This window comes from Salinibius halmophilus (genome assembly GCF_003577475.1).
GTDB lineage: Bacteria > Pseudomonadota > Gammaproteobacteria > Pseudomonadales > Natronospirillaceae > Salinibius > Salinibius halmophilus.
This window is the reverse complement of record NZ_QPEP01000006.1, coordinates 75,790-100,709: the sequence shown is the minus strand read 5'-3', so window position 1 is coordinate 100,709 and position 24,920 is coordinate 75,790. Positions and strand designations below refer to the sequence as shown.

Below are 24,920 nucleotides of genomic sequence, written 5' to 3'. Positions count from 1 at the left end.
TTAATGCTCAATATGCGAATGAGTTTAGACGTTAGTTGGAGGTTTCGCCTGACTATGAAGCCAGTGTTTGCAAAATCTCTTCACCCTCAACAACAACTTCATACTCTCGATCAAAGCCAATACCCGATCGTGTGTTGCGGACTCGCAATAACCAAAAGAAGCTGTTTTGTTCATTGTACTTGGTGACATGACGGTCATGCGGTATAGCGATATCAATTGATAGCTGAGTTGAGCCATCAATGGCCTGAGCGCTAACATTAGTCGCCGTCATCCAGCGCTCCAACAGCATAGGATTTTTTTGACTTTCAGCTCGATGATGCTGCAAACACCGTAGAGTAGCTTGATAGCTATCTTCGATTCCGAATGGCTCTGGAATGGTAACTGTTGCACAAATGCGACCACCCAGCTCAACTGCCTTATGAAGCTTGAGGTCAACCTGCTCATAACGCTTCACTGACGAACTAAAGCGCCATGCGTAGCGCGACATGAACAAGGGTGCAGCAAACAACAATAGCGCAATGACTGTTTGCCACAACCCAGCAAAGAGCCAATACGCTGCGAACATGCCATATACCGATAGCAGCGTTAAGGCAGCAAAAATAGCAAGGTGAGACTGCATTTTCGGTTGTGACAATAACGTCTCTCTATTGTTGAGTGGTTTATTAAACCCCAATAACACAATCCCAATGCCTGCCAAAATGAACAGCAAACCAAAACAACCCATCGATATTAACAAACGCCAATAGGGCTGTTTGTGATATATCGCTTGCGATGGATTATTTGGATTTACATAAACACTTAACCCATTTTCCGAAGCTGAGAAAACTGCTTGAACTATGTGGTTTGCGCGTTCGGCGTTAACTATTTCTAATAAATTTAAGTCTAGTCGATCACCAAAATAGACACGTCCTTGATACTCATATTGGTATTCAACAACAGCGTAGTACATTGGGCTGTCTTTTTGGTCATCATGAATCACATCTCGCGATGCCACTCGCGCATCCACAAGGGTTGCGGGCACCTGCTGCCAGCCTCGCATCGACCATGAAATATAAACAGGCGCAATTACAGTTGTTGCAATAATTACTACCCCTAAAGTTAGTAATAGCCCGCCAAATACCAGTGCTCCGAACTTGTTTGAAGTCATTTATGACACCAATTTTCATATTCCCTAGGTAATGTACAGCTTATAGTACCCCGAAAAAAGCAGCTATTGACCTAGTTGTGATCAAATAATTACTCTACATATGTTCAGGGATATCTAAGAAACTTTCATATTTTGTTAATATTTAGGATTAAATATGACTTTAAAGGTAATTGGTGCAGGCTTTGGCCGCACTGGCACACTCTCGGTAAAAACAGCGTTAGAGCATCTTGGCTACGGTGATTGCTATCACATGGTAGATGTATACAAACACCAAGGGCACGCGCAAAACTGGCGCAAGGCGCTAGCCGGTGAAACCGTCGATTGGCACACCATGCTGGCAGACTATCAATCGATCGTCGACTTCCCTGGCTGTATTTTCTTTGAGCAACTGATGCAAGCTTTTCCAGAGGCAAAAGTTGTGCTCACAGAACGCGATGCAGACAGCTGGTACGAAAGTGCTTTTAAAACGATCCTAACCATTAAGCCAAGCTTGGCTGAGATGCTGTTGATGACGTTGAAAGCGACTTACTCAAAGAAATCGCGCAATCAAATCCAAGTGGGCATGATGCACAAGGCTTTGGTGAAAGATCACCTGTTTGATGGTCGCGTAGAGGATGCTGAGTTCGTAAAAGAGGTGTATCGCAACCATGTGGCCCATGTTAAAGCAACGGTACCAAGTGAGCGTTTGATCAGCTTTAAAGTACAAGATGGCTGGCAGCCTCTGTGTGATGGTTTGAGTGTGCCCGTGCCAAACATCGAATTCCCGCGCAGCAATGCCAAAGAGTCGTTCCACGAAAAACTAAGAACCCAGTTTTTAACAAGTTAATCAATGGCGCACCAACACGGCTAACTTGTTAGCATTATCTGTGAGCCAGCTTTGCCATGCGTTATAATTGCCATAATTTTATGGTTAAGCAGGCTCTATGACCTACCAAACACTTTTGCTTTCTGGTGATCAAGGTATCCAGCAGGCGGTTAAACTTTTGCAGCAAGGCGAGTGTGTCGCACTGCCAAGCGAGACCGTTTATGGCCTAGCTGCAGATGCCATGCAACCTAGTGCAGTCAACAAAATATTCGCTGCCAAAGGTCGCCCAGCCAATCACCCTCTGATTGTGCACATTCCACATGTGAGTCACGTGGCACGCTGGGCTCGCCACATACCCGCACAACTCGACCAGCTCAGTGAGGCCTTTTGGCCTGGGCCGCTGACTGTGTTAGTCGAAAAGAAGCCAGAAGTTCCAAATGAAGTGACCGGTGGCCTTGATACGATTGCCTTGCGAGTGCCAGCCCACCCGCTGTTTTTAGAAGTATTGCGCAGCATTGATACCGGCCTTGCCGCCCCTTCGGCAAACCCATATAAAAAACTGAGCCCAACCATTGCGGAGCAGGTAGATTATGGTTTACATGGCCGCATTGCAGCCATACTAGACGGTGGCCATTGTGATTTTGGCCTAGAGTCGACCATTATCGATTTAGTTTCCGATACGCCGCGTATTCTGCGCGCTGGCCCCATTAGTCGCCAGCAAATCGAAGCGGTATTAGGCTGCCCAGTTGAGCTACCTGAAGAGCACGTGGAAGTGGTGCCGGGGAATGTAAAAGCCCATTACCAACCTGCCACACCGCTTATAGTATTAAGCACAAGCGAGTTATTGCGCCAGCTCGAGGTATTGGAGGGGCAATCATGTGAACTAGTGATTTGGTCGCAAACAGCAAAAGACCATTGTTTGGAAATGAGCTTTGACGCTAAACGCATTCGCGTGCTCGACAATGATGCGCAAGGGTTTGGCCGCGAGTTATACCTAACGTTGCATAAAGCTGATCAAGACCATATGAGTCAAATTATATTAGAAGCGCCACCAACCGATGAAGCCTGGCGGGCCGTCAACGACCGCCTATCACGCGCTCAAAGCAAGTTGTTGTAAATAGACGTTTAAAAGGGAAACACATGGACCATCTGCGAATCACTAGCGTGCTGGAAGAAATGGACTTCGAGCGCATATATGGCTTTTTAAGCCAATCATACTGGGCGAAAGGCGTACCTGAGCAAACGCTGCACACGGCCATGCAGCACTCTTGGTGCTTTGCGGTGCTCAACGAAGCCAACGAAACACTGGCTTTTGCTCGTTTGGTCACCGACCACGCCACGTTTGCCTATCTTGCCGATGTGTTCGTTGACCCAGCCAGTCGCGGGCAAGGCATTAGTAAGTATCTGGTGGCGCACATTTTAGCGCAGCCAGAAGTTGAGGGGATGCGCCGCATTATGCTGGCCACTGCCGATGCCCACTCACTCTATGCGAAGTACGGTTTTGTACCCATCAATCAGCCAGAAAAACTGATGCAAATTCATCGGCCAGATATCTACTTAACCATCGCCTAATACGTGTTTATTCAGCTGACCTTGTAAGCGGCGAAAGCGCTCCTCGTTCAAATGAATATACTTTACGCGATCAATTTTCTGCTCGCGAATGAGGTCGGCATTGCGTAGCAGCTCAAGGTGGCGCGACATGGTGGCAGTGGTTAAGCCCAAACGAGCGGCCAATACTTTGGCAAACGTTGGCCGTTTTTTTACCATTCGCAAAATTTCTAACCGTTTTGGATCGGCAATGACCTTAAATGCCTCCGCTAAAGGCTCGGCCTGGCTGTCCACGTGAAAAGCGCTCTGCTCACAGTTATACAGCACGGCAAACGAGTGCTTAGACAACAAAAACACATTATGTGTGTCGGCAAACAAGCAGGGGCAAAAAAGGAAATGATCAAACTGCTCATCCCGGTAATGGCTGCCCTTAATTTGCTGGGCTAGCGCCATCGGCGCGTTATGTTTTAGCTGCTGTTCTACAAAGCTTATGGCGTCGGCAATCTTGTCTTGCTCCTGCGCCAACACTTGCTCGGCAAAAGGCATCACATGCTTGAGCACCAGAAGCTGCGCAGCTTTAATGCGACCCGGCTCAAAAATAAGCTGCTGCATGTAGGGCTCGCTACCACTTTCCGCCCAGTTCACCGCGGTTAAAAACTCAGTTAAACGCTGCGGGGCACTCATGAGTGTATCAAGCTGTTGTGCAGTCACTTCGCCATCAAAGTACTCTAGGCGAAATTCAGCATCGTCCATCGCCTCTAGCCAAGCGATGTAAGCATCAAAACTAGGCAGTTTGGGTAACTGCTTTTGCAACAAGCCCAGCAGATTAATTAGCGGAAAGTTTGCCTGCTGGCACAGGCGAAGTGCGCCAGCAACTTCGCCCGAGGCCGCTTGCCATACTTGCTCCACCCAAGCTGGGCGCGCAGAATGATGCATACGATCGAGCACAAAGTGCCCAGCCCAAATATATTCAAGCAGAGGATGGTGCTCGCAGCGGCTCTGCTGGCGTGGCGTTGCATCAAAATCAATGGCCATAACATCATTCACTAAAAAGAAGTCATGTTAGCAAATTCGCTAGTACATATGATAGCTACCTCGCTGGCGCACATGCTGCTCTGCTCAACTTCGGCTAATAACTGCTGCACACGTTGTCGACACGCTTTACCCGTAAGACCATATAGTGCGCCAAAGTATTCAAGATTTTGCTGTGCGGTTAAGCGCCAGTATAGGTTGCGCTCGCCGCCGGTCACCATGTTGATGCGCCGTTTTAACTGCTGGTAATGCTTAATGCCATCAACACCGTCGATACTGATGCTGCCTGCATCTGGCTGAATTAAGCCACTAAGCATTTTGATGGTGGTGGTTTTGCCAGCCCCATTAATACCAAGCAGGCCGGTAATTTTTCCCGGTGTTAACGTAAGGCTAATATCCTTAACCGCTGCCACCTGTTGGCGGCTTGATTTACGCCAAAAGCCGTTCGACTGCTTGGTTTGATAGGTTTTAGCTAAGTTCGTTGCAGTAAGCATCATCTCTCCTAAGCGAATGTGCGTTCGTTTAATTGGCGTGCCAGTAAGCGAAAGGCTAATAGGGCAGCCAATAAATAACTGATAGACGTACCAGTGAGCCAAGCCAACACATCAAGCTGCGCCAGCCAGCTTTGTTGGTGCATCACAGTATTGCGAAATAGGTCGAGCAAGTGGCTAAACGGAATAAACTGGGCGAGCCACTGCATTGGTTCGGGTAGTAGCTCGCGCGGGCACATCACCCCACAAACCAGTACCAGCACAGCGAAGAGTGTGTTTTGTGTCAGATAAGTATCGCGAGCCCAAATCATCACCCAAGCAAGCAGCACACCCATGCAAAATAACGAAGTCATCGCCACCAAGCACAATAAGACATAATCGATCTCCGACACCTGCAACAATGAAGCACCGAGCAGAGCGCCGACCAGCAGAGTTGGTGCTACCTCCAATAAGCAGCGCAGCCATTGCTGCATCCAACTGGCAAAGAAATAAGCCGGCAAATGGCCTGGAGCGAGCATCAGTGCAGGTAAAGTGCCCTCTCGCAGTTCGTTCATTAGCGTTCGTCCAACGTTCATTAGGCAGGATACCGCCATCACATTGAGTGCCGCGCCTAAAATGGCAGAGGTGTAAAAATCACTGCTGCCCACTGCCGCGCGGAAGTCTTCAGTCACCTCCCCAGCGAAGCCAAATTGCAAAATGAAATAAGCGAACAACGCAGCATAAACACCACTTAATGAGCGGCCGATAAAAAAATGCCACGGAAACGCTGCTCTTATTTCCAAAGATTGGCGCACGAACGTCGCCCAGATAATTGTCATGAGTTTCTCCTTTTTGAATTTTTATTTTACTTAGTTAATTAGATAATCATCTAACTGTCAATCTATTATTGTTAAGATAGTATTTGGCAAAAGTTCAAGAGTGACCTAAATGATGGCAACTCGTGTTACCAAACTTTCGGTTGAGCAGTTACCCCAGCTTTACCAATTACGCCTGCAAGCCTACGCCGTGGAAGCAAAACTCTTGGGTGTTGAATATTTACCGCCAATGACGCAAGCTCTCAGCGATTTCATAAAGGAACCAGATCGGCATTGGGGAATTTTTGGCGCCAATCAGCTACAGGCTGGGATATCGTGTGATGGCAACCAAATCACTAGCTTGGTAGTGCATCCCAACTATTTTCGCCAAGGATTAGCCAGCCAACTGCTTTCGCACGTACTGCCTCGGCAAGCCTATTGGCTGGTAATGACCGGCGCTGCCAACACGCCTGCACTGCTGCTTTATCAAAAGCACGGCTTTACACTAAGCAAGCGCTTTGAAGTTGAAGGCTTAGAACTGGTAGAATTGCACAAATCGAATAACTGACCAAAAGAGTCAACTATTAAGGAGCACCCTTTGTCTCTAGTCGCCAAAATGACCTCGATGAATTATTTACCCGATGAGGTTTATCAGGTTCACCTCGAGCTGTCCGAACCAGCACAGTACATTGCCGGCCAATACCTAGAGGCCAAGTTGGACAATGGAAAAAGCAGCTATTTCACCATTGCCAGTGCCCCTAACTCGAACCAAATAGAGCTACATATCCAAGCCTTTCCTAACAGCGGCGGTATGGAGTTTGTTGAGCAGCTGAAACGCACCGGGCAGCTAGAAGTGAATGTTGGCCATGGTGACACACATGTTGAGCGACTAAATAAACAAGACAGCAAAATCATTCTGTTGGCATCAGGCACTGGTTACTCACAAGTCAAAGCCATCACTGAAGCGTTAATCGCTGCAAACGACCCGCGTGAAGTGCATATATATTGGACTGGTAGAATGTCTGATGCTCTTTATATGATGAAGCAGCCTGAGCAATGGGCGAAAGCGCATGACAATATTCGTTTTACCGCTTTAATTTCAGCGCATTTAGACTGGAATGGTTTGCAGGGCAGCCTAGACCGCTTAATCATTGCCGACCATCCAGATTTGAGCCACTGCCAAGCCATTGCCTGTGGCTCTCCAGCAATGGTATACCACGCCTTGGACGTGTTAACGGCAGCCGGTTTACCGGAGGGCGCCATGTTCTCTGATGTATTTGCCTACGCTCCAAGGTAACAGAAGCGGGTGCTTGCACCCGTTAAATTTTTGTCACTCGTTCGTTTTTTAACCAGTTAACATTCACATTCCTGCCACTGCCTCGACAATTTGCTACGCTCGTCGCACATCCAACACAATGAAAGATAGCTGCAATACAAATTAGGTTCAATTTGGAACCGGTTGCGAACCCATGTCGATTACAGCTAAATATCAAAACTTATTTTTTCAGCCGCAGGACTGCCGAGTGGTCACACTCAATTTTGGTAACAGCTATCAGATTGGCATTGTTGATGGTAAAGGCAAACCTATCAGCCAAGTAAGCACTAAAGATGGCAGCCTAGTTGTAGACCTTTTTGAGCGCTATTGCAGCGGCAAGCAGGTGCTTTTTTACGATGCCCAACAGCAAATTAGCCGCTTGCGAGCTTTTGCTTTGTTGCATAGTGAAGATAGCGATCTTGATGTTACTGAAACCACTCGCAAAATCGAGTGCTGGCAAGGGTACCATTGCATTATGAACGACTTTTCTCTGCTAACTGGCAGCCATGCCATGCCGCTATATATGGCAATGGAGTATCAAGGTATTCGTATGGATAGCCTAAAAACCCTAGAAGAACATTCGTTGGCATCACTGAATTTAATTCGCGCAGCTGTTGGATTTCGCACCTTTACCAGCGACAGCCTTGCAGTTGCTGGTTAAAAAAGGCCGCCAGTCCATGGCGGCAAAGTCTTCCTTGGTCTGTGCCTCTCTGCAGGTATACTTATTGACAGTCCATCACTTTGAACCAAGGGCCCCATTTGTCGTCAGTAGGCGGCGTATTGAAACTCCAGTAAGTGGCCTCATATAAAGCGCCAGCATGGATCATTTGATCGCCAACGGTATAAGCCTTGTTCGTTTGCCAAGCAGGTCGGTAACAATGTTCTGCATCGAGCGCCTGTGGAGATTCCATCCAATCCAATAGTTCGTTATGGCTAACCAAGCGCACCGCGTCATGCGTTAGCGCATATTCAATGAACTCTGCTAGCACCGCTCTGCGTTCTTCAAACGACGTAGCAACCGGATTCCAGCTATCAATACCAGCATCGTAATAGGCACTATGCGCTAGGAACGTGAAGGGGGCACGGTTACCTGCAAGGCGCAGATCTAGCGTGTGCTTCATAATTGCCAATACTTCGGCACCGGTTAAGCCGGCTTGATAGAACAGGTTGTAGTCCGCTGACTCAAATTTGCCCACCGATACATCGAACCAAGGAATGGCTGTGGCAATTTTTTCACGAATCGAATGGCTAATTCCATAAGCGAGCGCTTGCTCATCATTGGGAACAATCATGGCATACACAGGTACTTGCCAAAGCCCTGGATGCTCTCCAATGTCTTCGTTTAAACCCCACTCTGCTCGTAGCTTAGCGCCAGGGCTACCATTATCTAACGTGTAGGGCCAGTTGTAGTTGGTGCCATCTTCAGTCCAGTGCCAGCCTTCGGCAATGGTGGCGTCGTAACGCATGCCCATGTTGGTTAAGGCGCTATACAAGGCTGGGTTGTAGTCTAAGTAAGGTGTTCGAAACCCTACCCCAGCAACCCCGATGCCATCATCATCGGATGCCGACCAAGGGTTTGCATCTGGATTGTATGGTTTTGCTAATTGATCGTTGCAGTCTTGAATTTGCGATGTCCACGTCGCTACATCCATCCAAGCGCCACCCCATAAATGATCAGTAGTGTGGTTGGCAACTTCGTGACCTTGCTCAAACGCAGCACGCCATGTGTTCTTCACATTACCAGCATTCCAGAAACTGCTTTTAATGTACTGACAGCTGTTGAAAAACGTTGTGTGTGGCATTTGACCATCGTAGTTATCTAGGTTACCGGTACCTTGCGGGTTAGTTACCGAAGCAAATAAGTCCAGCACCCACTGTTGCCCAGCTGGCGATTCATTATCGTCGAATGCAATGGCAATAAACTGTGGCGCCTGCTCCACCGAGACGCCACCTGGCGGCAGTTCACTGGCGGAGATATTCATAGTGGCTGCCGCTGTGCTAGATAGTGCCACGGCGATAAACAGTGGCGATAGCTTTTTGAGATGTTTCATATGTTGTGCCTGTAATGTTTGTTTTTATTGGTACAGCCACTTCACTGTAGCGATCAACAAACCAGCGAATCTACTGCGCACACCGAGCGCTTCACGAAATGCACGAAAAGCAATCGCTTAACGGCTCTAGGATGGGCGATACAGATTAAATATATCGCAACAGAAATTCATGAAATGCACTCACTTCCTATGCTATTTGCTCTGTTGTATTGGCAAACCAGTGCGGGTACTTTTGGCGCAACTCTGCTAACTGGCTGCGCGCGATTGGAATTTGATCGTTGCCTACCAAAAGAGAGTACTTAACACCTTGCTTCATCACGCCATCTACTCGGCTTGCTACCACTAAGAAGCTTCGATGAGGAGAGATAAACAAACTAGGAAAGTGAATCACTAAGTAGCGCAGGCGCGTGGTAATAAACTCAGGCCGTTTTAAATCATCGGCATATATACCGCTGTAGCCATTCTCAGCTTTGATATAGCGGATTTTTTCACGCCGACAGGCAATTTTGCTCAGTTCACTCAACAATTGTGGTTGTGCCAGTATTCTCTGGGCGTTAACACGGGCGACACGAACCATGCATTGCAACTGTTGCAAGTAGCGGCGAACTTCATCATCTACCACACCTTTGCAGCGAACAACGATACTTAGCTGATCACCAATATCCAGAGAAAGCTCTTGATCGGTAAGGCTAGCGATTGCTTTTGTTTCTTGGCAGGCCACTTCGCCAAAGCGCTGGTCGCCAGCCAAGAACTGCAGCAATTGCTGGGTAAGCTCGTCGGCTTGCCACGGTGCAACAAGTTCATCAGATAGTTTGGTTAATCTCTGCCATGGATCATCTACTAGTGGTTCCAGTTGCTGAGCGATACGCGCAGGATGTTCAACCAGCGGAGCAGGAAGGGCAATGACTTCAGGTCTGGCATGCGTAACAAAATATGCTAGCGAGGACATTTGCTGTGGGACTTGCTGCAGCCAAATATGCCACTGCTGGTGAAAAATTAGTTCCACACGCAACGTTTGATAGCGACGCCAATAATAGCGAGACAGTAAACCAGTGAGCAAAATGAGTAGCGCCGACAGGTAGTAAACGCCATAAAAGGCAATATGGTCGCCCATACGCCAAGCCAAGCCCTGCCAAGGTCGCCAATAGCGAAAAGCGAATGCTATCAAACCATCCTCACTATCGCCTTCAATGTCCCAAAATCCAACACCAGCAAGGTTGTTTCGGCTAACATAGGCTAGTTTTTCTGCCAGAGAGGCTTTGCTCTCGTAACTAATGAACTGTTCAGTTTGTGGAGAGTATAGGTAGCTAACTTGGGCGGCTTCATCCCAGAAGTATTGCCAGTCGTCTTGCTGCTCAATTATTTCTCGATAGGCGATGTTACCTGTTGGGCCAGTAAACTCATTGTCCCAGGTTCCAAACACCTTCTGCGAGCTCGCTGGTTGATACAGACCATTATTAAGTTGATTGACCCCCTGCCATATCGCACCAACAGTTGTGAACTGCAGAACTAATTGCCGCCTTGGCAGGCCACTGTCAGTTAACTGTTTTACTGCGCGGTCAATAGATAAAGTTGGTCTATTAGGGTTAGCAAATAGTGGCGCGATATGGCCAGTATGGCCACTCCAACTGCCGTTAAACGAACTAGCATGTAGAACAAAATAATCTACGTTGTGGCGCAACGAATCAAATGGCCAACGCTCTCGGACATGCGAGCCCGCACCGAGAGTGAGCATTAACGTACAAGATTCACAAGCAGCTTTGTAAGCCGAGGCAAACACTTGCAAGTTCACAAGATCGTTGGGGTGGTTAGTGTTTTCTGCGTCACCGCCATCGAGCGGGTATTGCCAGTCTAACTCTAAGCCGGCAAAACCATATTTTTCTTTTAACGTTAACCAGCTTTGAATCAATCTAGCCTGTGATTCGGGGCTGGCTAACACACTAGAGATATATCGCGAGCCATTCCACCCACCAATTGATAACACAATCTTCAGTTCAGGGTAATCTGCTTGCAGCGCTCTAACGGCATTGAAGTTTCCGCGAATTAGTTGCTGACCGCTTGTAACCTGCTCAATGCTCAAGTCTGCAAAGGGATCGCTCGCTACAATCGTGCCATTAGCCTGCAGTACTGCTGAGTTATAGACCAATACATCCAACTCACGCGCATCAACGTCTAGTAGGGTTGTTTCATCGCGGTAAGCAGACCAATTGGGGAAATAGCCAATGATGGATGCCACGCTTGCCGTACTTAAGCAGCAAAGCATGAGGCATGTAGTGAAATACCGCATTCGGATCCCTTTGTTATTTTCATGTAACCGGTATCGTTGCCAAATTAGTCTAGGCTAGGAGAAATAGGCGTGTTTTAGATCACATCCTGAGCGAAACGCGTAAAGATTAGACCAAATCCAGAAAGGGAGACACCATGAACCTATTGACCATAAGCAGCAGTCCACGTACCTCGTCACAAACGGCTAAAGTGGCTCAGTTTATTCACAATGAAGCGGCCAAGCATGATTTTGCTGGCGAACATGTCGATCTGCAGGCACTTAACCTACCGTTCTTCTCGGGCAACGCCGCCGAATTTGCGATGAATGAATCATGGCTAGCACTCGTTGAGCAAATAAAAGCCGCCGATGCATTTGTGCTTGCTACCCCAGAGTGGAACGGCATGGCCAGCCCAATGCTAAAAAACTTCCTAATGGCGATTCCCAACGGCCTTGCCGCCAATAAGCCGGCTTTGTTAGTGACCGTTTCTGCTGGACTAAATGGCGCCTACCCCATTGCAGAGCTGCGCGGCCATGCCTTTAAAAACAACCGGATCGTGCCAATTCCAGAGCACTTAATCGTTCGTTACGCCGAAGAAACCTTTAACCAGGTTGCAGCCGAAGGAAAGCCTGATGAGCTTGCTCATCAACGCTTGCAAGACTCCTTACTCATGTTGCGCCACTATGCCGAGGCGCTGCAGGCAGTACAAAGCGCTTACAACGACAAAGAGTGGAAACCGACCGGCATGTAGTCCGCTAGGCCTGAACAATTTTTCTCCAAACAACTTGCATATCTACTAGATATATATAAATTGTATCTAGTAGATACTTTTGATTGGAGAAAACATGCAACAGTTTGCAATCATCATCACCATTGTTTTAGTGATATCGGGCTGCGCCACATCACCACCCTTGCCACAACCAAGTGGCAGTGACCTAGTTGGCTATCAAAGAACACCTATTGGCAACGATGACCACTGGGTAGATGTGCAAGCCTACTACCCAGCGCAAGCCGAATCTGACACACGGTTAGTCGCAACACCCGATGATTTGGCGGGTGTGATGGCAAACGCCTATGGCATGCCTGCATTTTTGATGCGAGATAATCGGCTACTAGATGTGTTTATTGAAGCACCACCTGCACTGGGGCGTTTTCCGGTGTTGATTTTTAATCATGGACACTCAAGTTTTGCTCGCCAAAACCAAGCCAACTTCATCGAGCTCGCTAGTCAGGGTTACGTCGTTCTAACCCTTAATCACCCGGGTTACAGTTTATTGAGCAAAAACGGCGAGCAAGCTGTGCAACAAACGCCTGTGGCAAGTAGTGGACCCATTGATATGGACCTAGCACTTAATCAACTTGCGCAAGACTTTGATGCTTTGCGCCAAGCAGATAAACTTAACCAATGGCTCGTAACAATGGCGCAAGTAGAACAAAACAGCTTCGCTGCTGTATTAGCCGAGTTTGATCAATGGGTCGCGAACAATGAGTTGGTGCTCAACCAACTTGTCGCGGGCGACACCGAGTTGTTAGTCCAAGCACATCTGAACCTAGAACACTTGGGTTACTTTGGCCATTCATTTGGTGGTGCAGTGGCCACCTATATGAATATGAACTCAGCGCTGGTTGACGCCTCTTTTAACTTAGATGGACCTGTGTTTGCTAAATCAGTCAACACAACAGATGCCGGCGCCTACTGCTTTGCATACGGAAATGAGGGGCACGGTGACAAACACGGGTCGGATTTTTCCTACATCAATCAACCATTAGCTCAGGCACTAAATGGTTGTGAGGTAGTGTTTCAGGGCGCCCAGCATATGAACTTTAGTGATTTAAACCAACTGCCCATTTTGCGCCGATTTGGTGTACTAGGATCAGTAGATACTGAGCTGATGCAAGACAATCTAAATCAAGTACTGCTGGACTTTTTTAATCAACACTTGCGCAACCAAGGAGAAATAAGCAAGCTTAGTGGCACGCAACTGACACAACACTAAGCCTGTGCATGCAAGATAAAATCATTTTGGGGCTGCTCGCCTTTGGCGATTACAGCCTCTATGACCTCAAAAAGACCATGGAACAATCCACTGCGATGTTCTACAACACCAGTATTGGCTCCATTCACCCTGCGCTGCAGAAACTAGCGAAACTTGGCTATGTTGAGGTGCATGAAGAGGCCAATGGCAAACGGGTAAAAAAAGTTTATCGGCGCACCCCAGCTGGCGCAAAAGCTTTCCAAGACTGGATTAGTGAACCCGTGGCCATTTTTAAAACCAAAGACGAAAGCATGCTCCGGCTATTCTATTTCGGCCAAATTGAAGGCGATGTCAGCAATCACATTCAGTTATACATAGATGAAGCCGACGAGTGGATCAATGGTTTGCAAGCCATGTTGGATGCCCAAGACCTCACACAAATACCCGATCACTTGCAAAAAGTTGCCTTTTTCCAACTGGCAACCATCCGTTATGGCTTGGATATCATCAAGTTCAGCAAACAATGGTACCAGGACTTACTTCAACAATACCAAGCCTCAGGTTTGACTAACTAATCTTGAACCACTTCAACTGGGCAAGTTGCTCGTTGGCTAGGCGCGCGGCGTTAGCCGCCGATTTTTCATTGTTGACAGCAATGGCGAGGCTGGCGTCTGAAAGCTCGGCCACGCGAACGACATTTTGACTTATTTCCGCTGCAACCAGGGTTTGCTCTTCTGCTGCGGCTGCGATTTGCAACGTTTTATCTTGCACGCTCATCATAGAGGCATCAATGGTATTAATTGATTCAGCCAGCTGAGTTGATAACTCAATTGTGCTGGTGACAGAGTCGGTTGCATTACCCATGGAGGCCGCGGCATTGCCACTGACTTGGGCAAACTCTTGTACCATTTTTTGAATGCTCGCTGCCGAAACGCGTGTTTGGTCAGCGAGTGACCTTACTTCATCTGCTACGACGGCAAAGCCCCTGCCCGCTTCGCCAGCGCGGGCGGCTTCAATCGCTGCATTAAGCGCCAGTAAGTTAGTTTGTTCAGCGATGCTTTCTATCACATCGAGCACCTTAGTCACTTCACTACTGTTCTCGGCGAGTTGATCGACTACCGCGCGAGTTTGCTCAATTTTGTTGCGCAGTTCAGCTACAGTATTTTCTACCGTGCTGACCAGTTTGGCACCTTCAGAAGTAGACACTTTAATGGCCACAAAGTCGTCTTTTACTTCTTCGATCGAGCCCGCCACATCAGCGACTGAGGACTCCAACTCATTAATCGCTGTCGCGATGGACTGCGACTGACTACTTTGCTCCTGTGCTTGCTGCATCGCCTGGTTTGAGCGCTTGGTGGTATCCTTAGCCGAATCAACCAACTGGGTTGCAGAGCCATCCAGTTCAGTGATCACCGCTGCCAACTTGTTTATCAGTACATTGACCATTTTGGAAATTTGCGACAGCTCATCACGCCCCGAAGCAGGTAGTTGATCACGCAGGTCACCGTTGGATACTTTGGTTAGTGCAGTCACTAGAGTTTTTAAAGGGCCTGAAATAGAAAGATAAACGCTAAAACCGATGGCAATAGCGGCCAACAAGCTAACCAGCATGCCAATGGTAAGGCTGGTATTTGCTCGGTCTCTGGTTGTGCTAGAGTCTTGTTGCTGGACCGCTGCAAACTGAGCGACACGCTCAATCATTTGGTCGACCAAGGCACGAGACTGATCGACGCTTTCCTGCCAAATTCCTATGGCACCAAGAAGTTGCTTGTTGGTGACCACCCATTCAATGTGAAAGCGCGACAAGCTTGCCTGCTCATCAAGCAATGAATCTAACTTCTGGCGCGCTTCAATCATCGGCCGCGTAGTCCCTTGTCGGGCTTCGACTTGCTCAATGATTGGATCTACTGCCGCCCGAATGTCTCGCAGAGTGCCCACTTTTTCTTGGGCTGCGTCAATATCTGTTGTTTCAAATAACTCTTCAACAATGGTCATTGTGGGTTCTATGGTGCCAGAAAAACGCCGGTAAAATCTGGCGAGCGCCCGATCATCAGTGTTTTGCAATGTTTCAACTAAGTCTAAAGAGCGGTTCCATTCATTAATGAACGAATCCAAATAAACATTACGATCAGCGTCGGCGCGTTTGACTTGTTCCGCCAAATTGACCAAGTTCATCACGGCGGTATCCACCGTTTCAACAATCGAGCCAATCGCATCAATGTCTTGGTTAAATTGATTGCCAACTAACTCTGCCTGGGAGGCAAGTTCGTTGAAATGCTGCTGAACCGCGCCGGCTGCCTCGGCTGCTTTCTGCTTATCGTCTTCTGTTACCTCGGTTTCTATGAATACAATGCGAGTGACTTCGTCCATCACACCATAAAACTGCACTGGTAAATATCTAGACAACGACACCAAAGGCACCACATTTTGATAGGCACTTTGGGTATTGGCCGCCACATCAGACAATGATTGGCGAGCGCTCAAGCCAACAAAAGCAAATATAGCAATTAGCAATGTGTAGCCAGCGATAATGCGCTGAACTAAAGTGAAGCGTTTAAGCATGTGGCAACCCCGACACGTCTTCGCAAAATATAATTGCTCTAGATTTAGAGCATAGTCGACGGCCATGATTTTGGTATTGTTAAAAAGTTCGACCTGAGCAGAAAATACGTTATATTGCAGCCCTGCAAACCGCCTTCCCGTTTGCACTATCAAGTTGTCCATTCTAGGGTGACGGTACGAGCTTAATTTTGGCTCTTGTACTTATTTCAGGAAAAGAATCATGAACAAAATCATCATTGGCAGCGAGGAATGGTGCGCATTCCCAGAGCTTGGCGTTCCTGCTATTAAAGCACGCGTTGATTCAGGGGCTAAAACCTCGTCAATCCATGCATTTAACATTCAGCCGTTTCGGCGCCATGGTGAGTCTTGGGTAAGCTTTGAAGTGCACCCAATACAAAATAATCGTCGCATTGTGATTCGCTGCGAACGCCCAGTAGTAGACAAGCGCGTTGTTAAAAGCTCATCAGGGGTTGGCGAAACCCGCTATGTTGTGCGCTCGCCAATCCGCATTGGTGAGGAGATTTGGGACATTGAGTTAACGCTTGCAAACCGAGACTCCATGGGCTTTCGCATGTTGTTAGGTCGCGAAGCTATGAATGGTCGCCTAATCGTCGACCCGGAAATTAGGCTTACCCAAGGTGATGTAGATCGCGCCCGCATCGATGAAATTTATGGCCGTTTTGAAGAGAAAAAATCAGGCTTAAAGATTGGACTGTTAGCCAGCAACGAAGACCTATACAGTAATCAACGCTTGCTGGAAGCCGGTGAAGAACGCGGCCACGACATGTCGTTTTTAAATATACGACAGACTTACATGAAGCTTGATGCAGAAGAGCCGGAAGCCCATTACCGTGGTGGCCACTTATTAAACGACTTAGATGCAGTGATTACTCGCATCCGCCCAAGTCTGACTTTCTATGGCACAGCCTTAGCGCGCCAGTTTGAAAGCATGGGGATTTACACCACTAACGCCTCACATGCGATCACTCAGTCGCGCGACAAGCTTTTTTCGCTTCAACTGATGCTCAAGCACGGCATACAAATTCCAACGACGGGTTTTGCTAACTCGCCGATGGATACTAATGATTTGATCGACATGGTGGGCGGCGCGCCACTCATCGTGAAATTGCTAGAAGGCACACAAGGTCGAGGCGTGGTGTTGGCCGAGACCCGCAAAGCGGCTGAGTCGGTAATTAACGCTTTTAAATCACTGAAGGCGAACTTGCTGGTGCAGCAGTTTATTAAAGAGGCAAATGGCAAAGACCTGCGCTGTTTTGTGATTGATGGCAAAGTTGTGGCAGCAATTGAGCGTACCGCAGCACCAGGTGAGTTTAGAGCAAATTTACACCAAGGTGGCAGCGCCCAAATTGTAAAAATCACGCCCGAAGAGCGCGCCTTGTCGGTGAAAGCGGCCAAGGCACTAGGCTTACAAGTTGCTGGTGTTGACATTATTCGCTCAAAAAATGGCCCGCTGCTACTTGAAGTGAACTCGTCTCCTGGCTTAGAAGGCATAGAAACCGCAACAGGGAAGGACATCGCTGGCATGATCATCGCTTCGATCGAAAAGAAACTAAAGTGGAAGCGCGATCTCGCTGTAGCGGCCGAAGAATAAGCGTCAAAAATACGCCACCAAGATGAAATCTGTACCAATTTGTCGTTTTAGTTGGTGGCTATCCTTAAGCTAAACCATAGTGTCTAAGCGAACCTGCGGAGGTGCACTATGGTTTTTATCGACGCCCTATTATCCCTACTCAATATTGAAACCTTGCTGATTCTAGCGCTACTTGTTGCTATGGGGTCGGCGGTGAGTTGGTTGATTAGCAGCCAAGTTTCTATTCGATTCGTTGCTGACATCACGTTCTATGCTGCGTTAATGATTAGCTTCTGGTTTCTGGCCACAGAGTTAGCAAATATGACATCTTTGCAAGCCTTTGGCATGAGCTTACCGCCCATTATTGGCCTACCGCTGATGGCATCAGGATTGAAGCTCTATGCCGTGTTGCACGACTATTATCAGAAACACCATCCGGTCGACCATCATAACGACGTGCACCAGTAAACTACTTAGCTAATCATACACGGGTGCTGGCAAACAATTACTGCGCAGATTAGGTAGAACATCGTACAATGGCTGAACTTAGCAGGATCTAAGTTGCCTACCTACTTTTGCCAAGGAGCCTTTTATGCGCATGTTTGCCGCCTGTTTGCTACTTCCTTTTTGTGCCAACGCCTTCACCATTGAAGACATTGCTGATGATCGTGTGGAAATTGGTCAGTTAGAGAACGGCTTGCACTATTACATTCTGCCACTGGAAAAAACAGATGCCCGCCCAACGGTAGAGATGCGCCTGCACGTGCAAGCCGGTTCGTTAGATGAGCAAGACGACCAACTGGGTTATGCCCACTTTGTTGAGCACATGGCTTTTAATGGCAGTGAAAACTATCCTGGCAATGATTTGGTGCGTTTTTTTGAGCAAGCGGGCATGCAGTTCGGTGGCGATATTAATGCTTACACCACCTTTAATGAGACAGTGTATCAACTGTCAATTCCAGTCGAGCAACCAGGCTTAATTGATGAGGCCTATACCGTTTTAGCCGACTGGGCCTGGCGCTTAACTTTTGACCAACAAGAAGTTGAAAAAGAAAAAGGGGTGATTCTAGAAGAGTGGCGAGCCGTTAACGCTAATCAAAGCAGTGTACAGCAACAAGTCACCAATACGCTTTTGGCCAATAGCACTTGGCAGCAACGTATGCCTATTGGCACGCCGGAGTCGATTGAGCAAGCTACGGCTGAAAGCTTAACAAACTTTTGGCGCACACATTATCAACCAGATCGAATGTCGATTGTTGTGGCGGGCCCAGTTGATGCCGAGTTTGCCCTGCACAGAATTAATCAAGAATTTGGCGACTTCGCAGATAACTCCCTGTTAGAAGCGGCACAAGCAGCGGATGATTTGGCTACACAAAACCGGCCTTGGTTTAAGTTCACCGATAACAATATCGCCATTCAAACACTTGAGTACTTGCGCGTTATTCATCCCGAAGAGCAGAGCGTATTAGACAAAATACAAAATGACTTTAAGCAGCTCGTGGTGCAGCATGCGGTCAATCAATACCTTGCTGATATTGCCACGCAACCGAACTCACCGGTGACCGCATTTGAGCTTTACGCTTTTGATTATTTCGCCGACAGCCTAATCGTTGGTTTAGCAGTCAATTTGCGGGAAGGCCGGGAACAAGAAGGGGGCGTGTTATTGGAGCGCGAACGCCAACGATTGATGCGTGAAGGCGTTAACCAAGCAGCCATAGATGAAGCCAAAGTGAGTTTAATGGCAAGCATCGCAGACCATCGCAATACGATGCAGAATGCGCCGTCGAATTATTATATCGAAACCTTGTTGGAAGCGGCGCGCGGGGAACTCAGCTGGGCACCGTCGGTCGCTGCCACGGCAGAGGTGCTCGCCAGCGTATCAGTCACCACGCAAGACAGTATTGATATCATCAATACCTACTTCAGCAATGACACTGGTGGATATGCCCTTACTCACCCAACCGGCGTTGGACAAAACATTACCTCGGATACCGTTGCACGCTGGGTAACACAGGCTCGCCAGCAACCGACGGCTGCGAAAGAAAGCATTGCTAATCAAATCGTTTGGCCTAAGCAATACCCAGGTACTGCTGAACTCACTCGCACGCTGGATATTAATAATGGCTACGAGTTTTCCCTGTCGAATGGGCAAACAGCTTGGCTTGTGCAGTCAGACATCGAAACCGACCGTGTTCAGCTGCAGCTCTACTTGGATCAAGGTTATTTATTGCTCGATGACGCCGACATTCCCGCTGCTACGGTGTTTGCCGACCTAGTCGCCTACCAGCCACATTTAGGATTACAGCCAATTCAGCTAAGCCAAGAACTAGCAAGACGGCAAATAGCTTGGGAGGGCAGCATTGATGCCTACGATGGCTATATTTGGGCAGAGCTACCCGTTGAAGAGCTGGATACGGTCGCTCAGTTGTTTGTCGATGCGCTCTACCAGCCCTTTAAAAACAATGACCGAGTTGGCGATGATTTAGCGGCCTATCAAGACTATGGCATTAATTACGGCAATACCGCTGAAGGCATTTATGACCGTCAATTACGCGAAATCATGTGGGGCCAAAACAATCATGCATGGCCAGACCTGTCACTAGTTACTATGACTTCATTGATGCAGGCAGCGACGCTATTTCAAAACCCTAACAATCGATGGATGATAGTAGGCGATGTAGAGCTTGACGAAGTGCAGCGGGTGTTAGAGCACTATATTGCTGGCCTGCCAACAATTAACTTTGCCTCAACGAACGCCATGCAATCGCCACTGCCATTAGGGAAGGCTGATTATATGGATGGCTCTCGTGAGGATGGCGCTTATACACAATTAATTCGCCGCAGTGCCAAAGGCTACGATCCAGTTGTAGCTAGTATTGCTATTGAAGTGCTCGATCAAGCGTTAATTGAGGTAGTCAGGGAGCAGCACAGCCTAGTTTATTACATTGGCTCAGATAACTACGCCACAACTCCATTTTACAACGAAGTGTTCAGCACCATCGACTGGCAAACAGATGTGGGCAATACGGAAGAAGTCATTGAGTTGGTAAATGCCACCATTTCACGCTTAGTCGACGGTGGACTTACCGAGAAGCAGGTGAAACAAGCAAAAAGACGTGTCACCACCAATTACGCTGAGTTTTATGCAACCCTAGGTGGCTTATTAGGCGAATTAGAGTACGCCCACTCTATTGGGATTGACCCTATGTCATTGCGTAAAAACCGAGAGTTAGCCAACCAGGTAGACTACAGCGCAGTTAGGCAGTTTATTACGGACTTTTATACCGGCGATGCGTATCAAGTGACTTATCAGCCTTAAGTCACGAAAAAGTATAACGCATATAGGTAGACTTCAGTGTTTATCATTTTAAAGGATGGGTCATGAGCATAAGGATGCCATTGTTTGCCTTACTAGGTTTAGTGTTGAGTATTTCGCTTAAAGCCGCTGGCTTTTTTGAAACCGATACCAATACTTTTATAGCGGATGACAAAAATCAGCAGTTGTTGCATTACAACAAAGCCGATAACCAGCTTGACAGAATAGATGTACCCAATATTCGCCAGGTGGCAGCAACACAAAACCAAGTGTTTGTGGTGTCGAGTACCGCACTAATTGCTTATAACCGTGCAACCTGGCAACCAACCGTGCTGGCCAATTTCACCAGTCCACAATGGCTAGGCGTGCAAGTGCTTGGTATCACTGCAACCGCTGAGCACGCTTGGTTGGTAACCTCAAGTGGCGGCAAACCAACCATCTTTGAGTATGCCAACAACCCAGAGCAAGCCGTTAAAAGTTTTCGGGTAACGGACGTATTGCTGCCTTCGCTCATCGATGTGGTGGCAGCGCAAGATAAGTTGTTTATCTCATATCATGGCAGCCTCTATACCATAGCAACCAACCTTGGTACGGCAGAAGTGAGTGCAACGAAGTTAAGTGCCTATGCCGATAAGCTGGTGCTTGCGCCTCATAATGGATCGATTATTAGCAGTTCAGGCTCTATCATCGATGCGGCGTCTAACCACACTTCGTATTACCCCGCCGTGCTGAACCGTTGGCAGTTCGCGGTGCAATTTACACAAGGCAGCGCCCTAGTATTCAACGACCGTATTGAGTGGGTAAGCCCTTACTTTAGCCCTGAAGCTGTACGCGAAGGTGATTATTCAGAAGTCATCGCAGCCTTTGCCGATGATGGTGATCTAATTCTTGTTTACCCGGGTGGTCGCTTTGAGCGGCTAGCTAGCGAAGTTAAGCTGAGCAAACAAGATGCGTTAACTCATACCAAAGCAGACCTGTTTGCGCTGTCTGAAACTCTCAATCAAATTTTTATCTATGACCGCACTGCTAACCGCCTACTCATACAAGATGCGACGTCTTATGCGGTGACAAACTGGTTAACCTTGCCGGCGCGCGCCTCTGCAATGACCATAGATGCGCCCAATAATCGACTGTTTTTCGCGCAGTATGATGGGCATATCGGCACGCTGGATCTTGCTAGCCTGCAGTACGAGCGCTACAGCCAAAAGCCAATGCAAATGCCTGTTGACCCATCGGCGTCGATTCCAACGCCAATTGATGGCAACTTTGGCCGCACGCCAGTGCATTCGCTAGCCCTAGTTGGCGACGATTTGGTGGCAGCTACGAAAAACCATTTTTACGTGTTTAACCCAATAGGTGAAACCTACTACCTAAGCAATAAATCGATCTTTAGCAACCTAACAACAACCAATGACAGAGTTTATTGGCTACCGTTTACTAAAACCGAGCAACAGAATATCGTGCAAAACGGTACCGTGCTGGATGGCAAGTTGTCTCACACGCCTAGCACTAGCCCTAATGCCGACTACGAGTTTGCCAGCCTTATTCAAGCCTCACCAAGTGGCAGCCAGCTGTTGATCAACTCCGGCTACGTGCTCGACGCCGCCAGCGGCGAAGCAAGCAAAGCATTTGGTTCAGGCTTTGATCTGGGCGCCTGGCAAGGCAACGACTTGGTCACCGTTCGCGAGAATCAGATGGTATATCGACGAGCGCCTGATTTTTACGTGACCAAAAGCATTATTCTGCCTAGTCAGCCAATTAGCTTGCAGACCTTCCGCCAAGGCATACTGGTTACCTACCTAGATGATCAGGGCATTAACCACCAATACGTTGATTTATTGAGTGATCAAGACAACGATGGGGTGCCTGATCTGGTCGATAACTGTATTGCGCAAGCCAATGCGAATCAGCGCGATATCGACTTTGATGAAATAGGGGATGCCTGTGATCCGGATATCGACGGCGATGGCATGCCAAATGATTATGAAACCAACAATGGCCTCGACCCACAAAAGACCAGTGACTTCCTCACCGACCTCGATAGCGATGGCTTTAATAACCTGTTGGAGTTTATCCACCACAGCAATCCCGCCGATGCCAACGACACACCAGCATTAAAGTCTGATTTCAGCATCGATTTTGAAGCCGAGCCGACCTACAATCCGGCCATTGGCGTCAACACGCAACTGAGCAAGCAAGCAGCGGTGAGTGGTGAGCAGTCACTGATGAGCAAGGGTGAAGTTCATAGTTTTACCCTGCATGGTTATTTTGCTCAGGGCTATATCAGTTTTTACACCTACAGCCCTGGTTTTCCTTTAGGCGTTCGTCGAAACGGCACCTTTATCGCGTCTGAGACCTCCTACGACCAGCAAGGCTGGAACTATTGGCAGGTTGAAATACCACAAGCAGGCGTTCATAAAATTCAGCTAACGTCGTCGGAAGCGCCCGTTTATTTGGATCTCATTCGCCACAGCAGCGAGCCCCTACTTGATGTGCGCATCGATCAAGATGGCGACAACATCAAAGATGACGTCGACAACTGCCGAGCGGTCGCCAACCCTGATCAGCTTGATTACGACAGCGATGAAATCGGCGATGCCTGTGACCCAGATGCTGACAATGACCGCATGACCAATGACGAAGAAACCTTATTCGGTTTTGATCCGTTCAATGCCAGCGATGCCAACTTGGATTTTGACCAAGATAGCGTGCCTAATGTAGTGGAGGTACGTTTAGGTTTTGACCCTACCAATGCCCAATCGTTTCCAGAAAAAAGTAGCGGAGTGTTAGCCGATTTTGCAAACGACAACGTGCCAGTTTGGATTTTCACCTCACGAGGCGAGTTGCTGACGGTGAGCGATGGTGCGCTGCAAGTACCGGTGGCGGCGGGTAGCACTGTTAGGCTGCATGTATACACCTGGCTCAAGGCAGGCATGATTGTCTTCGACACCAAGGCACCTGCATCACTGTATCAGCTTCATATTCGCCAAAACGACAGCATTACCGTTAATCAAGTGAGCAACAACAATCAATGGCAGGAACTCAAACTCAATGTCAACGATGGGCTGAATCATTTGCTGATCTACAACACCGCGCAAGCAGCAGAAGACACCGTTATTCAAATTCGGCGTATTGAGCTGCGCCTACCCGATTATGACAGCGACGGCATCGCAGATGAGTTTGATAACTGCTCTGATATCGCCAACCCAACCCAAGCAGATATGGATGGCGACGGTTATGGTGACGTATGCGATATGGATATTGATGGCGACGGCATAGAAAACTGGGCAGAAGAGTCATACGGCCTCGACCCCTATAACCCAAATGATGCCAACATAGATAGTGATGGCGATGGCGTGAGTAACAAGGACGAATTGCTAATTTTTGGCACCGACCCATTTGTCCCCAATCGCCAACTTGATCTGATTCACTATTGGCAGCCATCGGCTGATGACTTATGGAGCCACAGCAACGAATACCCATGGTTTGTTGCTGGCTACGATGGTGGCACCGTATTCCAATCGGCAGACATTCAAGATAACGAGATCAGCTTATTTACGCAGCTTGACTACTTCGCCGACGGCGTGTTGACCTTTGACTGTCGAGTTGATGCCGAAACCGGCGCCGACTACCTGGAAGTTTGGGTCGACTTTGATCGAGTAGCCGTATGCGACGGCAATACGTATTGGCTCTCGCATCAAGTGCGAATAGAGACAGGTTTCCACGAGATATCCTTTATTTATCAAAAAGATGGCTCACTCTCTGAAGGGCAAGATATGGCGCAACTGCGCAATATAGAGTTCATAAGCTTTAGCCACATCGAAGACCCAAGCACACCGGGCAATCCTGGAAGCGACAACAGCCGCACTGGCCAAGGCACCGTGATCAAAAACGAAAAAGCCGGTGCGTTGGGCTATGGATTATGGCTACTACTGCCTCTGCTGTTTGCCACACGCCGCCGTAAGAACCTGCACTAACTAAAAGCAAAGCTGCCCACGTGGCAGCTTTGTCATTTGCTGGCAAAGTTC

At 48.1% G+C, this 24,920-nt stretch carries 20 protein-coding genes and 1 pseudogene; 14 read left to right on the top strand and 7 right to left on the bottom strand.

What is annotated here, in order from left to right; translation table 11 throughout:
* Positions 1 to 52: 52 nt before the first annotated feature.
* Positions 53 to 1,147, bottom strand: a complete 1,095-nt coding sequence (locus tag DUW71_RS08275; protein WP_119394779.1) for a DUF3592 domain-containing protein — start codon at positions 1,145 to 1,147, stop codon at positions 53 to 55.
* Positions 1,148 to 1,301: 154 nt separating this feature from the next.
* Here DUW71_RS08275 and DUW71_RS08270 point away from each other — a divergent pair, with 154 nt between their 5' ends.
* The 3 genes from DUW71_RS08270 to DUW71_RS08260 all read left to right on the top strand — a co-directional run bounded on the left by DUW71_RS08270 (position 1,302) and on the right by DUW71_RS08260 (position 3,524).
* Entirely contained in the window at positions 1,302 to 1,973 is a 672-nt protein-coding gene (locus tag DUW71_RS08270; protein WP_119394778.1) for a sulfotransferase family protein, read from the top strand.
* Positions 1,974 to 2,070: 97 nt separating this feature from the next.
* Positions 2,071 to 3,069, top strand: a complete 999-nt coding sequence (locus tag DUW71_RS08265) for an L-threonylcarbamoyladenylate synthase (RefSeq protein ID WP_199671185.1) — start codon at positions 2,071 to 2,073, stop codon at positions 3,067 to 3,069.
* 23 nt (positions 3,070 to 3,092) lie between these two features.
* On the top strand, positions 3,093 to 3,524 hold the full coding sequence (locus DUW71_RS08260) for a GNAT family N-acetyltransferase (protein ID WP_119394777.1): 432 nt from the start codon (positions 3,093 to 3,095) through the stop codon (positions 3,522 to 3,524).
* Here the strand turns inward: DUW71_RS08260 and DUW71_RS08255 are convergent.
* The 3 genes from DUW71_RS08255 to DUW71_RS08245 are packed head-to-tail and all read right to left on the bottom strand — an operon-like array spanning position 3,510 to position 5,841.
* Complete coding sequence (locus tag DUW71_RS08255) at positions 3,510 to 4,535, bottom strand: ArsR/SmtB family transcription factor (RefSeq protein ID WP_158583937.1); 1,026 nt, start codon at positions 4,533 to 4,535, stop codon at positions 3,510 to 3,512. The genes DUW71_RS08260 and DUW71_RS08255 overlap by 15 nt on opposite strands.
* An 11-nt stretch (positions 4,536 to 4,546) precedes the next feature.
* Complete coding sequence (locus tag DUW71_RS08250; protein ID WP_158583936.1) at positions 4,547 to 5,026, bottom strand: ATP-binding cassette domain-containing protein; 480 nt, start codon at positions 5,024 to 5,026, stop codon at positions 4,547 to 4,549.
* An 8-nt stretch (positions 5,027 to 5,034) separates the two neighbouring features.
* Positions 5,035 to 5,841, bottom strand: a complete 807-nt coding sequence (locus tag DUW71_RS08245) for an ABC transporter permease (protein ID WP_119394774.1) — start codon at positions 5,839 to 5,841, stop codon at positions 5,035 to 5,037.
* Positions 5,842 to 5,950: 109 nt separating this feature from the next.
* Between DUW71_RS08245 and DUW71_RS08240 the strand changes: the two genes are divergently transcribed.
* The 3 genes from DUW71_RS08240 (at position 5,951) to DUW71_RS08230 (ending at position 7,793) form a co-directional block, all read left to right on the top strand.
* A complete protein-coding gene (locus DUW71_RS08240) occupies positions 5,951 to 6,385 on the top strand; it encodes a GNAT family N-acetyltransferase (protein WP_119394773.1) in 435 nt (144 codons plus the stop codon).
* Between the two features lie 30 nt (positions 6,386 to 6,415).
* Entirely contained in the window at positions 6,416 to 7,114 is a 699-nt protein-coding gene (locus tag DUW71_RS08235; protein WP_158583935.1) for a ferredoxin reductase domain-containing protein, read from the top strand.
* A gap of 226 nt (positions 7,115 to 7,340) precedes the next feature.
* Complete coding sequence (locus DUW71_RS08230; RefSeq protein WP_158583934.1) at positions 7,341 to 7,793, top strand: hypothetical protein; 453 nt, start codon at positions 7,341 to 7,343, stop codon at positions 7,791 to 7,793.
* Between the two features lie 61 nt (positions 7,794 to 7,854).
* On the opposite strand, the gene DUW71_RS08225 is transcribed toward DUW71_RS08230, so the two are convergent.
* Complete coding sequence (locus DUW71_RS08225; RefSeq protein ID WP_119394770.1) at positions 7,855 to 9,183, bottom strand: polysaccharide deacetylase family protein; 1,329 nt, start codon at positions 9,181 to 9,183, stop codon at positions 7,855 to 7,857.
* Positions 9,184 to 9,370: 187 nt separating this feature from the next.
* Positions 9,371 to 11,470, bottom strand: a complete 2,100-nt coding sequence (locus DUW71_RS08220) for a glycosyl hydrolase family 18 protein (RefSeq protein ID WP_119394769.1) — start codon at positions 11,468 to 11,470, stop codon at positions 9,371 to 9,373.
* Positions 11,471 to 11,604: 134 nt separating this feature from the next.
* On the opposite strand from DUW71_RS08220, the gene DUW71_RS08215 reads away from it, so the two are divergent.
* The 3 genes from DUW71_RS08215 to DUW71_RS08205 all read left to right on the top strand — a co-directional run bounded on the left by DUW71_RS08215 (position 11,605) and on the right by DUW71_RS08205 (position 13,998).
* Complete coding sequence (locus DUW71_RS08215; RefSeq protein WP_119394768.1) at positions 11,605 to 12,198, top strand: NADPH-dependent FMN reductase; 594 nt, start codon at positions 11,605 to 11,607, stop codon at positions 12,196 to 12,198.
* Between the two features lie 94 nt (positions 12,199 to 12,292).
* Positions 12,293 to 13,444, top strand: coding sequence for an alpha/beta hydrolase (locus DUW71_RS08210; RefSeq protein ID WP_119394767.1), 1,152 nt, complete (start codon positions 12,293 to 12,295; stop codon positions 13,442 to 13,444).
* A gap of 8 nt (positions 13,445 to 13,452) precedes the next feature.
* Positions 13,453 to 13,998: a PadR family transcriptional regulator gene (locus DUW71_RS08205; protein ID WP_119394766.1), complete on the top strand. Its 546-nt coding sequence runs from the start codon at positions 13,453 to 13,455 to the stop codon at positions 13,996 to 13,998.
* Here the strand turns inward: DUW71_RS08205 and DUW71_RS08200 are convergent.
* The gene (locus DUW71_RS08200) at positions 13,991 to 15,985 is read right to left on the bottom strand and encodes a methyl-accepting chemotaxis protein (RefSeq protein WP_158583933.1); all 1,995 of its coding nucleotides are present in this window, start codon (positions 15,983 to 15,985) and stop codon (positions 13,991 to 13,993) included. The two genes, DUW71_RS08205 and DUW71_RS08200, sit on opposite strands and share 8 nt — an antisense overlap.
* Before the next feature lie 220 nt (positions 15,986 to 16,205).
* On the opposite strand from DUW71_RS08200, the pseudogene DUW71_RS17710 reads away from it, so the two are divergent.
* The 5 genes and pseudogenes from DUW71_RS17710 to DUW71_RS17705 form a co-directional block, all read left to right on the top strand.
* Positions 16,206 to 16,607, top strand: a pseudogene (locus tag DUW71_RS17710) (ATP-dependent zinc protease family protein); the annotation flags it as partial.
* Positions 16,608 to 16,652: 45 nt separating this feature from the next.
* Positions 16,653 to 17,597: a 30S ribosomal protein S6--L-glutamate ligase gene (gene rimK, locus DUW71_RS08195; RefSeq protein ID WP_233546079.1), complete on the top strand. Its 945-nt coding sequence runs from the start codon at positions 16,653 to 16,655 to the stop codon at positions 17,595 to 17,597.
* Positions 17,598 to 17,705: 108 nt separating this feature from the next.
* Complete coding sequence (locus tag DUW71_RS08190) at positions 17,706 to 18,044, top strand: hypothetical protein (RefSeq protein WP_119394763.1); 339 nt, start codon at positions 17,706 to 17,708, stop codon at positions 18,042 to 18,044.
* A gap of 124 nt (positions 18,045 to 18,168) precedes the next feature.
* Positions 18,169 to 20,895 carry a M16 family metallopeptidase gene (locus DUW71_RS08185; RefSeq protein ID WP_119394762.1) on the top strand — a complete coding sequence of 909 codons (2,727 nt, stop codon included), beginning with the start codon at positions 18,169 to 18,171 and terminating at the stop codon, positions 20,893 to 20,895.
* Between the two features lie 62 nt (positions 20,896 to 20,957).
* Positions 20,958 to 24,869, top strand: coding sequence for a thrombospondin type 3 repeat-containing protein (locus tag DUW71_RS17705; protein WP_199671184.1), 3,912 nt, complete (start codon positions 20,958 to 20,960; stop codon positions 24,867 to 24,869).
* Positions 24,870 to 24,920: the final 51 nt, after the last annotated feature.

Coding starts and splice junctions, on each gene's coding strand:
- DUW71_RS08260 (WP_119394777.1), top strand. CDS start 3,093: ATGGACCATCTGCGAATCACTAGCGTGCTGGAAGAAATGGACTTCGAG.
- DUW71_RS08200 (WP_158583933.1), bottom strand. CDS start 15,985: ATGCTTAAACGCTTCACTTTAGTTCAGCGCATTATCGCTGGCTACACA.
- DUW71_RS08270 (WP_119394778.1), top strand. CDS start 1,302: ATGACTTTAAAGGTAATTGGTGCAGGCTTTGGCCGCACTGGCACACTC.
- DUW71_RS08275 (WP_119394779.1), bottom strand. CDS start 1,147: ATGACTTCAAACAAGTTCGGAGCACTGGTATTTGGCGGGCTATTACTA.
- DUW71_RS08210 (WP_119394767.1), top strand. CDS start 12,293: ATGCAACAGTTTGCAATCATCATCACCATTGTTTTAGTGATATCGGGC.
- DUW71_RS08185 (WP_119394762.1), top strand. CDS start 18,169: ATGCGCATGTTTGCCGCCTGTTTGCTACTTCCTTTTTGTGCCAACGCC.
- DUW71_RS08245 (WP_119394774.1), bottom strand. CDS start 5,841: ATGACAATTATCTGGGCGACGTTCGTGCGCCAATCTTTGGAAATAAGA.
- DUW71_RS17705 (WP_199671184.1), top strand. CDS start 20,958: ATGAGCATAAGGATGCCATTGTTTGCCTTACTAGGTTTAGTGTTGAGT.
- DUW71_RS08205 (WP_119394766.1), top strand. CDS start 13,453: ATGCAAGATAAAATCATTTTGGGGCTGCTCGCCTTTGGCGATTACAGC.
- DUW71_RS08265 (WP_199671185.1), top strand. CDS start 2,071: ATGACCTACCAAACACTTTTGCTTTCTGGTGATCAAGGTATCCAGCAG.
- DUW71_RS08190 (WP_119394763.1), top strand. CDS start 17,706: ATGGTTTTTATCGACGCCCTATTATCCCTACTCAATATTGAAACCTTG.
- DUW71_RS08250 (WP_158583936.1), bottom strand. CDS start 5,026: ATGCTTACTGCAACGAACTTAGCTAAAACCTATCAAACCAAGCAGTCG.
- DUW71_RS08225 (WP_119394770.1), bottom strand. CDS start 9,183: ATGAAACATCTCAAAAAGCTATCGCCACTGTTTATCGCCGTGGCACTA.
- DUW71_RS08220 (WP_119394769.1), bottom strand. CDS start 11,470: ATGCGGTATTTCACTACATGCCTCATGCTTTGCTGCTTAAGTACGGCA.
- DUW71_RS08240 (WP_119394773.1), top strand. CDS start 5,951: ATGATGGCAACTCGTGTTACCAAACTTTCGGTTGAGCAGTTACCCCAG.
- DUW71_RS08215 (WP_119394768.1), top strand. CDS start 11,605: ATGAACCTATTGACCATAAGCAGCAGTCCACGTACCTCGTCACAAACG.
- DUW71_RS08255 (WP_158583937.1), bottom strand. CDS start 4,535: ATGGCCATTGATTTTGATGCAACGCCACGCCAGCAGAGCCGCTGCGAG.